Origin of the sequence: Roseococcus thiosulfatophilus (assembly GCF_017311575.1) — a bacterium.
Lineage (GTDB): Bacteria > Pseudomonadota > Alphaproteobacteria > Acetobacterales > Acetobacteraceae > Roseococcus > Roseococcus thiosulfatophilus.
In genome coordinates this window covers 45,913-56,402 of record NZ_JAFFQY010000003.1, presented here as the reverse complement: position 1 = coordinate 56,402, position 10,490 = coordinate 45,913, and the positions used below count along the sequence as shown (strand labels likewise).

The following is a 10,490-nucleotide window of genomic DNA, read 5'->3' as shown; positions in this document are numbered from 1 at the left end:
GCACATTTCACGAATAGAACATGGCCCGGACCGATTCGGTCGCGATGCGGGCCCCACAATCACAGGCTATGGATGAAACTGCGCGTCGAGGCCAGCATGCCTTCCACCGCCAGCGCGGCCAGGATCAGCCCCATGACGCGCGAGAGGATGCTGATGCCGGCGCGGCGCAGCACCTGGACCAGCAGCGTGGCGAAGCGCATCACGACGAAGCAGACCGCCAGCGCCACGACCAGGGCGATCGCGGTGTCGAGCTGGTGGACCCAGTCGAAGCGGTCATTGTCCGTCAGCACCACGACCGTCAGCATGGTCCCGGGCCCCGCGAGGGCGGGCATGGCGATCGGGAAGATCGCACGCTCCAGCGGCGTCGTGTCGGTCGCGCCCGGCGGGGGCGGTGGCGCGCTGTCGAAGATCATGGACAGGGCGAAGAGCAGCAGCACCAGCGAGCCCGCCATGCGGAAGGCGGTCAGCCCCACCCCAAGCCCCTGCAACAGGAACTGCCCCGCCACCAGGAAGAACATCAGCACGCCGAAGGAGATGACGATGGCCCACATCGCCACGCGGTTGCGTGTCTTGCTGTCCAGCGCCGCGGTCTGGGCGAGGAAGATGGGCAGCTTCGCCACCGGGTTCAGCACGACCAGCAGCGTGACGAAATCGCTGAAGAAGTCGGTGACGAAGGGATGGAACATCAATCCGGCCTCATGCTGACGCGGTGGTCAGCATGGACGCTCGGCTGCCCGCCGTCACCTGGAGTTGCTCAGGGTGCCGGAAACAGCGCGCTGGTGCGCCCCAGCAGCCAATAGGCCAGCAGCCCCACATATTCCCGCGCCGCCCATTCCGCCTGCCCCAGCCGGAAGGAGAAGGGCGGGTCGAACCAGCCCGCGCCGCCCGGACGGGTGGAGTAGTTCACGGGCCAGGCGATGATGTCCCACCCCGCCCGGCGGAAGGTGCCCATGGAGCGCGGCATGTGGCTGGCCGAGGTGACCAGCAGCCAGGTTTCGCCGGGGGCGGGGTTCACCTGGGCGTAGGTGAGTTCCGCATTCTCCCAGGTGTTGCGCGAACGTTCCTCGAAGATCACCCGCTCCCCCTCCAGGCCGAGCGAGGCGAAGAGGGCGCGCGCCACATCGGCCTCGCTCATCTGGCCGGGAGCCAGGGCGGCCGAGCCGCCGGTGAAGACGATGCGCGCCTCGGGCCGCAGCCGGGCGAGCGCCACCGCCTCGGTCATGCGCTCGGCCGCGCCGTTGAGCGCGGGGATGCCGCGCGCCTCGGTCAGCGCCTGTTCTACCGCGCCGCCCAGGATGACCACGCCGTCCACCCGCGCGGGCAGCTCGGGGCGGGGGAAACGGTCTTCCAGCGGCAGGGTGATCCAGGCGGCCAGCGGCGTCAGCAGCACCGCCACATACCAGGAGAGGCCCAGCAGGGCCGGCCAGCGCCCGAAGCGCCGCCGGGCGATGAGCAGGCCCACGCCGAGGCAGACCAGGAAGAGCGCGAAGGTGTTGGGCCGCGCGAAGAGCCAGAACAGCTTCGAGAGGGTGAAGAGGAAATCTTCCATCAATTGCCCTCCCGCAGGCGGTGGATCATGACCGGGCCGTGCGGATTGCCGAAGGGGGCCATCGGCTCATACTCCGCATCGAGCGAGGCCGCGATCAAGGCCCGCGCCTCGGGGCGCACCCCATACCAGTGCTGGATGTCCTGCACGATGAAGCGCGGGCGGGTGGCCAGCACGCGGGCCAGCTCGGCATCCATGTTCACGCCCGCCAGATCCCCGAAGGCGCCCGTCAGATGGGCCGGGAAGGGAAAGCGCGTGGGCAGGGGCGAGCCGGTGAGGAAGTAGATCACGGGCTGGGAGTTGGCGACGAAGACCACGTCGCCGGGGCGCATCTCGGCGCGGATGGCGTCCGCGATGCGGGTGGGGGTGTCGGGCAGGCCCAGGTGGAGACCCGGCATGATCCGCTTCCTTAGGTCGAAGAGGAAGGGGTCCAGCATCATCGCCACCACCACGCCGCCCGCCAGAAGCGGCCCCCGCACCGGCGACGCATAGGTCGCGGCACCGAAGATGCCCACCGCCGAGAGCAGGACGAGCGGCGGCAGAAGAATGAGGAAGTAGTGGTCGAAATAGTGGCCCGGCACCGCCACCGCCAGCACCGCGACCGCGAACCAGGCGAAGCCGAACCAGGTCAGTTGGCGTAGCACCAGCGAGAGATGGCGCAGCAGCAGCAGGGCCGGGATGGGCAGCACGAAGAGCCAGTGCATCTCGAGCAGGATCAGGCTGACACGGTGCCGCACCACCTCGGCCGGGGCGCCTTCGGACGCATACTGGAAGGGCGCGAGGATGGAACTTTCCAGCCAGTCGGCGAATTCGCCGCGCAGGGCATAGAGGCCCGCCACCAGCAGCGTGGGCAGCAGGCAGAGGGCCAGATAGGCGCCCGCCATGGCGAAAAGCCGCCCCCAGCGCCGGGCCTGGAGGGTGGGCCAGGCCAGCAGCGCGAAGGCGAGGCAGCCCTCGGGCGTCACCACCGGCTTGATGGTCAGCGCCAGGCCGATCAGCACGCCCATGCCCAGCAGCCGCGGCCATTCCGGCCCCCGCCACAGCGCCAGCGCGAAGGCGCCGACCACCATGGGCGCGAAGAGGATCTCGGTGTTGGTCGTCAGCCCGCCCAGCACCACGCTGTGGCCCGCGTAGAGAAGGGCCGCCCCCAGCCCGAGCGACCGTGGCCCCCCGGCCGCGCGCACCAGCGCGATCAGTGCGTAGCAGGTGGCCATGACGCAGATCGCGCCCAGCAGGCGGACGGTGGTGATGCTCTCGCCCAGGAGGGTGAAGGCGATCAGGATCATGGCGGGCGCGCCCACCGGGTGCATGTCCCACACGCCCGAAAGCGGCCAGACGCCCCGCGCCCATTCCCGCGCCTGGAGCAGATAGAGGCTCTCATCCCAATCCATCACGGAGGGCAGGAAGGAGAACCAGCGCAGCCCCAGCACCAGCGGCGGGATGGCCAGCAGCGCCAGCACCCATGCGAGGCGGCGGCTCATCGCTTGATCCCCAGCTGGACTTCGCGCCGCCAGATGTAGAGGCCCGACCCCACCAGGATCAGGATGCCCAGCGCGTCCCAGCCATCGGGCGCCTCGGCCCAGATGACGGCGCCGAGCAGGGTGGTCCAGACGATGCCGGAATATTCGAAGGGGGCCACCAGGGTGGGCTCGCCCTTGCGATAGGCTTCCGTCATCAGCAGCTGCGCGAAGGCGGATGCGATGCCGATGCCCAGCAGGAAGGCCCATTGGGTCGGGCTGGGCCAGACCCAGACCGGGATGCTGGCGGCCAGCGCCAGGATCGAGCAGCCGATGGCGAACCACAGCACGATGGCCACACCCGGCTCCCCCTTCTCGCCCAGGCGGCGGATGCTGATCATGGCCATGGCCCAGGCGAAGGCACCGAAGAGGACGACCAGGCTGGGCCAGAGGTCGGCGGCCTCCGTATCACCGGGGCTGACCATGAACAGCACCCCCAGGAAGCCGACCAGAACGGCCAGGCCCCGCCGCCAGCCCACGCGCTCACCCAGCAGCGGCACGGCCAGAAGCGTCAGGAACAGCGGCATGGTGAAGCCCAGCGCGGTGACGTTGGCGAGCGGCAGGGTGGTGTAGCCGTAGAAGGCGGTGATCATGCCCAGCAGCCCCCAGAAGACACGCGCGGCATGGCCGAGGGGGTGGCGCGTTCGCAGCACCTTCCACCCGCCCGCCGCCGGCAACATGGGCAGCAACACCGGCAAGGCGAAAAGGCTGCGGAAGAGGACGAGTTGCGCCAGCGGAATGGCCCCGCCCAGCGTCTTCACGAAGGCCGCCGCCACGGCGAAGAGCAGGGCCGCGGCCAGGATGGCCATGATGGCGCGGCGGCGCGCGGCACGGAGCGCGAGGGAAGGATCGGGCATCATTGTGGTCTGGTGTGAACCTGGCGGGATGGTTTGGATAGGCCCCGATTCGGGCGAAGCGATGGTGCGACGCGCAATTCACCGCCCCCGATTTCGGCGCTGGCCGAACTGATCTAGGCTTCGCGCCGCATGACCGCCCGACACCCCAAGGCCCCGCCCATTCCCGCCCATCCCGGCCTCGACGTCCGCGCGGATGAGCTCGTCTGGTCGGGGCGCTTTCCGCTGCAACGGGTGGTGTTCACCTACACGCGCTTCGACGGCACGCCCTCGCGCGAATTGACCTGGGAGTTGTGGCGGCGTGGCCAGGGCGTGGCCCTGCTGCCCTATGACCCCTGGGCGGACCGTGTCGCGCTGATCGAGCAATTCCGGCTGCCCATCCTGGCCGCGGGCTATCCGCCCATCGAGACGGAATGCGTGGCCGGCCTGCTGGAAGCGGGCGAGGACCCCGCCGAGGCCGCGCGGCGTGAAACCCAGGAGGAGGCGGGCCTCGACCCCGACCGCATCGAGAAGATCGGCCGCTTCTTCCTGATGCAGGGTGGCTGCGACGAGATGATGCACCTCTATTGCGGCCGCGCCCGCCTGCCCGCACCCGGCGCGAGCGCCACGCACGGGTTGGCGGCGGAGGGCGAGGATATTCGCCTGCTCGTGCTGCCGGCCGAGGAGGCGCTGGCCCGGCTGGACGCCAACACCATCACCAACGCCACCGCCGCGCTGTGCCTTCACTGGCTGCGCCAGCACCGCGTGCGGCTGCGCCAGGACTGGACCACCGCATGACCGAGGCCCTCTTCCGCCACAACGCCTATGCCCAGGAGGCGGCGGCGCATGTCGTCTCCGCCGGGCCCGAAGGGCTGGTGCTGGACCGCAGCATCTTCTACCCGCGCGCCGGCGGCCAGCCGGGGGATAGCGGCAAGCTCTGCTGGGACGGCGGCGATGCCGCCATCACCGAGGCCGTGAAGGGCGAGGGTGACGCCATCCTGCACAAGCTGGCGGACGGCGCCCCCCTGCCCGCCCCGGGCACCCAGGTCACGCTGGTGCTCGACTGGGCGCGCCGCCACCGGCACATGCGGATGCACAGCGCCATGCATCTGTTGTGCAGCCTGATCCCGGGCGCCGGTGTGACGGGCGGGCAGGTCGGCGCCGAGAAATCCCGCCTCGACTTCGACCTGGCCGAGCCCCCCGCGAAGGAATGGCTGACGGAACGGCTGAACGCGCTGGTGACAGAAGGCCATCCCATCACGGAGGAATGGATCACGGAGGCGGAATTGGAGGCGAACCCCGGCCTCGTTCGCACCCTCTCCGTGCAGCCGCCACGCGGCGCGGGCCGCATCCGCCTCGTGCGGATCGGCTCCCAAACAGCCCCGGTGGACCTGCAGCCCTGCGGCGGCACGCATGTGCGCAGCACCGCCGAGATCGGGCGCCTCGAAGTCCTGAAACTGGAAAACAAGGGCCGGCAGAACCGCCGGATCAGCCTCGCCCTGGTGGAGAACTGACATGGACGCGATCGTCAACACCGAATGGCTGGCGGCCCATCTGGGCCAGCCGGACCTGGTGATCTTCGACATCACGAAATACCTGCCGAACGAGCCCTTCGACGGCCGCACCAAGTTCGCCGAGGCGCATATCCCCGGCGCGCATTTCTTCGACATGGACGAGGTGGCGGACACCGAGAACCCGCTGCCGCACATGATCCCGACCGCCGCCCGCTTCGAGAAGCTGCTGGGCGCCATGGGCGTGACCCGCGCCTCCCGCGTGGTGTTCTATGACCAGAAAGGCATGCAGTCCGCGCCGCGCGGCTGGTGGCTGATGCGCCTCTTCGGCCATGAGAAGGTGGCGGTGCTGGATGGCGGCCTGCCCAAATGGCTGCGCGAGGGCCGGGCCACCGCCTCCGGCGCGCCCGCCACCCCCGCGCCCGCGACCTATGTGGCCGATTTCATGGCCCGCCGCGTGGCCGGCATCGGCGATGTGAAGCGCCTGCTGGAGGATGGCTCGGCGCTGGTGCTGGACGCCCGCGCCGCCGGCCGCTTCGCCGGCACCGCGCCCGAGCCCCGCGCCGGCCTGCCCTCCGGCCACATGCCGGGTGCGGCCAACCTGCCCTTCAACGAGCTGCTGGCCGCCGATGGCACCATGCTGCCGCCCGACGCACTCCGCGCCCGCTTCGCCGCCGCCGGCGCCGATGGCGGCAAGCCCCTGGTGACGAGCTGCGGCACCGGCGTCACCGCCTGCGTCCTGGCGCTCGGCGCCGTGCGCGCGGGCCTGCCCGAACCCGCCGTCTATGACGGCTCCTGGACCGAATGGGCGAGCCGCCCCGAAACACAGAAGGTCTCTTCCTGATGCCCGACGACCATCGCCGCCGCCACGGCTTCTCCACCCGCATGAGCCATGCCGGGCGCGCGGGCGTGCGCATCCATGGCTTCGTGAACCCGGCGGTGCATCGCGGCTCCACGGTGCTGTTCCCGGATGCGGCCTCGCGCATGGCGGCCGCGTCCAAGCGCTACGACCAGCACATGACCTATGGCACGCAGGGGGGGCCCACCCACTACGCGCTGGAGGACGTGATCGCGGAGATCGAGGGCGGCAGCCGCTGCACCATCGTGGGCACCGGGCTGGCCGCCGTGGCCGTGCCGCTGCTGGCCTACCTGAAGGCCGGCGACCACTGCCTGATGCCCGACAGCGTCTATGGCCCGGCGCGCAACCTGGCCACCGGCCTCATGCAGGGCTGGGGCATCGAGACCACCTTCTACGACCCCTGCGTGGACGAGGCGGGCATGCGCGCCCTGATCCGCCCCAACACCAAGGTGGTCTATACGGAAAGCCCCGGCAGCCACACCTTTGAGGTGCAGGACATCCCGGCCATCGCCCGCGCCGCCCATGCGGCGGGTGCGAAGGTGATGATGGACAACACCTGGGGCATCCACACCTTCCAGCCCTTCGCGCATGGGGTGGATGTCTCCATCCAGGCGCTGACCAAGTATGTGGGCGGGCACAGCGACATCCTGCTGGGCAGCGTCACGGTCAACACCGAGGAGGACCATGTCGCGGTGCGCTCCGCCGCCTCCGCCATGGGCCATTACGCGAGCCCCGACGATTGCTGGCTGGCCCTGCGCGGCGTCCGCACCATGGCGGTGCGCCTCAAGACCCAGGCCGCGGCCGCGCTGGAGATCGCCGCCTGGCTGGAACAGCAGCCGCAAATCCAGAAGGTGCTGCACCCGGCGCTCCCTTCCCACCCGCAGCACGCGATCTTCAAGCGCGACTTCACCGGCGCCTGCTCGCTCTTCGGCATCGTGCTGGATGCGCGCTATTCCCATGAGGACATGCTGCGCTTCGTGGACGGGCTATCCCTGTTCGGGATCGGCGCCAGCTGGGGCGGGTATGAAAGCCTGGCCATCCCCACCACGGGCTTCATCACCCGCAGCGCCGGCACCGGAGATTTCGGCGGGCAGACGGTGCGCATCCATATCGGCCTCGAGGATGTGGAAGACCTGAAGGCGGATCTGGCGCAGGGCCTGCGCGCCCTGGGTTGAGAACCGGCGCCCGGCTCCTTCCCGGGCGCAACCCCTTTCTGAAGATGGCGTTACGACGGCTTAACCCTTCGCGAAGGAGGCCGCCGCATGCGCCACTCGAACGCCCGCACGACCTTGCCCATCGCCCGCCGCCCCCTGGGGCGCGCCCTGCTCGGAGGGGGGCTGATGGCCGCGTTTCTCGCCCCCTCGGCCCGGGCCGAACGCCGCACCCTGACCACGGAGGTCGGCGAGGTGCAGGTGGAACGTATCGCGCGCGTAGAGCACCCCTGGGGCCTCGCCTTCCTGGAGGGTGACCGCTTCCTGGTGACCGAGCGCAACAAGGGCGCGGTCCGCGTGGGACGCCGCAATGGTTCGCTGTCCGAACCGCTGCAGGGAGCACCCGAGGTCTATCGCTACCCGGGCCCCACCAACCGCAGCCAGGGTGGCATGTTCGACATCGCCCTCCATCCGGACTTCACCGAGAACCGCACCATCTTCCTCAGCCACTCCCGCTGGACGGAACAGGGCGCCGGCACCGCCGTGACCCGCGCGCGGCTGACCGAGGGCGACAACCCGCGCCTCGAGGATGTCCGCAACATCTTCATGATGAACAACCCCGATGGCAGCGGCCTGCATTTCGGTGGGCGCCTCGCCTTCGACCCGCGGGATGGCAGCCTGCTGCTGTCCATCGGTGACCGCCGCAACATGGGTCGTGCGCAGAATGGCAGGGACCATGCGGGCTCCATCGTCCGCATGACCACCGATGGCGACCCGGCCCCGGGCAATCCCTTCCTGAACGATTCCGAGAAGGACGACCACATCTATGCCATGGGCCTGCGGAACGTGCAGGGCATGGCCTTCGACCCCGAATCCCACCAGCTCTGGGTCAATGACCATGGGCCGCAGCGCGGCGATGAGATCCATCTCATTCGGGCCGGCCGGAACTACGGCTGGCCGCACCTGACGGGCGGGCGCGACTATTCCGGCGCGCCGGTCGGAGAAGGCACGCGGCGCGAGGGCATGGAGAGCGCCTTCCACATCTTCGAGCGCACCGTCGCGCCGTCGGGCCTCGTGGTCTATCGCGGCGACATGTTCCCCGAATGGCGTGGCGCGCTGCTGCATGGCGGCCTGGAGGCCCGGGCCCTGGTCCGCACCCGGATGGCAAATGGACGGGTCGTCGCGGAGGAATGGATGCTGCGGGACCTCGACCGCCGCATCCGTGATGTCCGCATCCATCGCGACGGCTCGGTCTGGCTGCTGACCGAGCACGAGGATGGCGAGGTGCTGCGCGTGTCGCGGGCCTAAGTCCGCGGCAGCTCCTGCTCCACCATGCGCGAGAAGAAGCTGGCGCCGATCGGCAGCAGGTCGTCATTGAAGTCGTAGGTCGTGGTGTGGGCGGGGCTCTTGCCCCGCTCGCCGTCGCGCTGGCCCAGATGGACGAAGCAGCCGGGGCGCTCCAGCAGGAAATAGGCGAAGTCCTCCGCACCCATGGCGGGCGGGCGGTTGCGGATCACGCGGTCGCCGCCCAGCACCTGGCCCACGGCCTTGGCCGCGCGTTCGGCCTCGTTCGCGTGGTTCACGGTGGGGGGGTAGCCGCGGCGGTAGGTCACCGTCACCTCGGCATCGTGCATGGCCCCCACCCCGGTCGCGATCTGGGTGATGAGGCGCTCCATCTCCGCCCGCGTCTCGGCTTTCAGCGTGCGCACGGTGCCGCGGATCTCGGCCGTGTCGGGGATCACATTGCTCGCGGTCCCGGCGTGGAACTGGCAGAGGCTCAGCACGGCGCTGTCCAGCGGATCCACGCGGCGGGCCACCAGCGCCTGCAGGTTCACCACGATCTGCGCGCCCACCAGCACGGGGTCGATGCCGATATGCGGCCGGGCCGCATGGCCGCCGCGCCCACGCACATGGATGGTGACGCCATCGGCCGCGGCCAGCACGGGCCCCGCCACCACGGCCGCCTCGCCCAGCGGCAGGTTGGAGGCGTTGTGGACGCCATAGACGGTGTCGAAGGGGAATCGGTCGAGCAGGCCGTCCTCCAGCATGCGCTTCGCGCCCGCGCCACCCTCCTCGGCCGGCTGGAAAATGAAGACGACCGTGCCGTCGAAATTGCGCGTCTCGGCGAGATACTTGGCCGCACCCAGCAGCATGGTGGTGTGCCCGTCATGGCCGCAGGCATGCATCTTGCCCGGCACGGTCGAGGCATAGGGCAGCCCTGTCTCCTCCGGCATCGGCAGCGCGTCCATGTCGGCGCGCAGGCCAATGGCGCGCCCGCCCGACCCGTTGCGAAGCACACCCACGACACCCGTCGCACCCAGCCCGCGATGCACCTCGATGCCCCATTCCGCGAGCTTGGTGGCCACGATTTCGCTGGTGCGGTGTTCCTCGTAGCACAGCTCCGGGTGGGCATGGATGTCCTGCCGCCAGGCGGTCATCTCGGCGTGGAAATCGGCGATGCGGTTGATGATGGGCATGGGCGGCACCTCAGAATGAAAAGAGGCGCCGAGCATCGCCCGGCGCCCCCCTTTCGTCACTCCCCTGCCGGGCTCAGCGCCGGGGCGGGATTTCCGAGATGCCCAGGCGCGCGGGCGCCGTGCCGCCCTCGAAGACGCCCACCCAGATGTCATACTGGCCCGAGGCGGGGCGCTGCAGCACGATGCCGGGGTTCAGGCCGTCGAAGTCGTCATTGCAGATCCAGGACCCGTCCGGCAGGTTCACCACCAGCGTCGTGTCGCGGTTGGACGTCGCGAAGATGTAGAGCGGGAAACCGCCCGCGTTGTAGTTGAGCCGCACGTCCGGGGCCTGCGCGATGGTGCCGGCGCAGTCGCGGCCCAGGCGGTCGGCGGGAATGTTGCCGCCGGCGACAAGCTCCACATTCTGCGGGTCGGGCATGAACCCGGCGTTCAGGTTCAGCGTGCCGAAGGCGGGGGGCAGATTGAAGTTCTGCGCCAGGACGGGCGCCGCGAGGACCGCGACGCCGAGGGCGGCGGCGCCCAGGACCATGTTCGAAACGCGCATTGGCGCAAAGCCTTCTGTCTGGTGTTTCCGGGGCTGCAACCATAGCGTGCCA

At 70.0% G+C, this 10,490-nt stretch carries 11 protein-coding genes; 5 read left to right on the top strand and 6 right to left on the bottom strand.

Translation table 11 applies throughout. The features are described from left to right. Positions 1-59: 59 nt before the first annotated feature. From JTN19_RS01965 to JTN19_RS01950, 4 genes are all read right to left on the bottom strand, one after another. Complete coding sequence (locus tag JTN19_RS01965) at positions 60-686, bottom strand: MarC family protein (RefSeq protein ID WP_206929743.1); 627 nt, start codon at positions 684-686, stop codon at positions 60-62. 68 nt (positions 687-754) lie between these two features. Further along, positions 755-1,549, bottom strand: a complete 795-nt coding sequence (locus JTN19_RS01960; RefSeq protein ID WP_206929734.1) for a YdcF family protein — start codon at positions 1,547-1,549, stop codon at positions 755-757. Further along, positions 1,549-3,027: an ArnT family glycosyltransferase gene (locus JTN19_RS01955; protein WP_206929732.1), complete on the bottom strand. Its 1,479-nt coding sequence runs from the start codon at positions 3,025-3,027 to the stop codon at positions 1,549-1,551. The genes JTN19_RS01960 and JTN19_RS01955 overlap by 1 nt, the downstream gene beginning before the upstream one ends. Continuing rightward, positions 3,024-3,920: a DMT family transporter gene (locus JTN19_RS01950; RefSeq protein ID WP_242530777.1), complete on the bottom strand. Its 897-nt coding sequence runs from the start codon at positions 3,918-3,920 to the stop codon at positions 3,024-3,026. The genes JTN19_RS01955 and JTN19_RS01950 overlap by 4 nt, the downstream gene beginning before the upstream one ends. Positions 3,921-4,049: 129 nt before the next feature. Between JTN19_RS01950 and JTN19_RS01945 the strand changes: the two genes are divergently transcribed. From JTN19_RS01945 to JTN19_RS01925, 5 genes are all read left to right on the top strand, one after another. Further along, positions 4,050-4,694, top strand: coding sequence for an NUDIX domain-containing protein (locus JTN19_RS01945; protein WP_206929729.1), 645 nt, complete (start codon positions 4,050-4,052; stop codon positions 4,692-4,694). Then, positions 4,691-5,410, top strand: a complete 720-nt coding sequence (locus tag JTN19_RS01940; protein WP_206929726.1) for an alanyl-tRNA editing protein — start codon at positions 4,691-4,693, stop codon at positions 5,408-5,410. The genes JTN19_RS01945 and JTN19_RS01940 overlap by 4 nt, the downstream gene beginning before the upstream one ends. 1 nt (position 5,411) lies before the next feature. Next, a complete protein-coding gene (locus tag JTN19_RS01935) occupies positions 5,412-6,251 on the top strand; it encodes a sulfurtransferase (RefSeq protein ID WP_206929724.1) in 840 nt (279 codons plus the stop codon). After that, positions 6,251-7,441, top strand: coding sequence for a cystathionine beta-lyase (gene metC / locus JTN19_RS01930; protein ID WP_206929722.1), 1,191 nt, complete (start codon positions 6,251-6,253; stop codon positions 7,439-7,441). Before JTN19_RS01935 ends, metC begins: the two co-directional genes overlap by 1 nt. 87 nt (positions 7,442-7,528) lie before the next feature. After that, the gene (locus JTN19_RS01925; protein ID WP_206929719.1) at positions 7,529-8,725 is read left to right on the top strand and encodes a PQQ-dependent sugar dehydrogenase; all 1,197 of its coding nucleotides are present in this window, start codon (positions 7,529-7,531) and stop codon (positions 8,723-8,725) included. Here JTN19_RS01925 and JTN19_RS01920 read toward each other — a convergent pair. Further along, a complete protein-coding gene (locus tag JTN19_RS01920) occupies positions 8,722-9,894 on the bottom strand; it encodes a M20 aminoacylase family protein (protein ID WP_206929717.1) in 1,173 nt (390 codons plus the stop codon). The genes JTN19_RS01925 and JTN19_RS01920 overlap by 4 nt on opposite strands. A gap of 73 nt (positions 9,895-9,967) precedes the next feature. Continuing rightward, positions 9,968-10,438, bottom strand: coding sequence for a hypothetical protein (locus tag JTN19_RS01915; RefSeq protein WP_206929714.1), 471 nt, complete (start codon positions 10,436-10,438; stop codon positions 9,968-9,970). Between the last annotated feature and the right edge of the window lie 52 nt (positions 10,439-10,490).

Bases quoted from the DNA above. Each gene is read 5' to 3' on its own strand.
- JTN19_RS01965 (WP_206929743.1), bottom strand. From the start codon at position 686: ATGTTCCATCCCTTCGTCACCGACTTCTTCAGCGATTTCGTCACGCTG.
- JTN19_RS01960 (WP_206929734.1), bottom strand. From the start codon at position 1,549: ATGGAAGATTTCCTCTTCACCCTCTCGAAGCTGTTCTGGCTCTTCGCG.
- JTN19_RS01955 (WP_206929732.1), bottom strand. From the start codon at position 3,027: ATGAGCCGCCGCCTCGCATGGGTGCTGGCGCTGCTGGCCATCCCGCCG.
- JTN19_RS01950 (WP_242530777.1), bottom strand. From the start codon at position 3,920: ATGCCCGATCCTTCCCTCGCGCTCCGTGCCGCGCGCCGCCGCGCCATC.
- JTN19_RS01945 (WP_206929729.1), top strand. From the start codon at position 4,050: ATGACCGCCCGACACCCCAAGGCCCCGCCCATTCCCGCCCATCCCGGC.
- JTN19_RS01940 (WP_206929726.1), top strand. From the start codon at position 4,691: ATGACCGAGGCCCTCTTCCGCCACAACGCCTATGCCCAGGAGGCGGCG.
- JTN19_RS01935 (WP_206929724.1), top strand. From the start codon at position 5,412: ATGGACGCGATCGTCAACACCGAATGGCTGGCGGCCCATCTGGGCCAG.
- metC (WP_206929722.1), top strand. From the start codon at position 6,251: ATGCCCGACGACCATCGCCGCCGCCACGGCTTCTCCACCCGCATGAGC.
- JTN19_RS01925 (WP_206929719.1), top strand. From the start codon at position 7,529: ATGCGCCACTCGAACGCCCGCACGACCTTGCCCATCGCCCGCCGCCCC.
- JTN19_RS01920 (WP_206929717.1), bottom strand. From the start codon at position 9,894: ATGCCCATCATCAACCGCATCGCCGATTTCCACGCCGAGATGACCGCC.
- JTN19_RS01915 (WP_206929714.1), bottom strand. From the start codon at position 10,438: ATGCGCGTTTCGAACATGGTCCTGGGCGCCGCCGCCCTCGGCGTCGCG.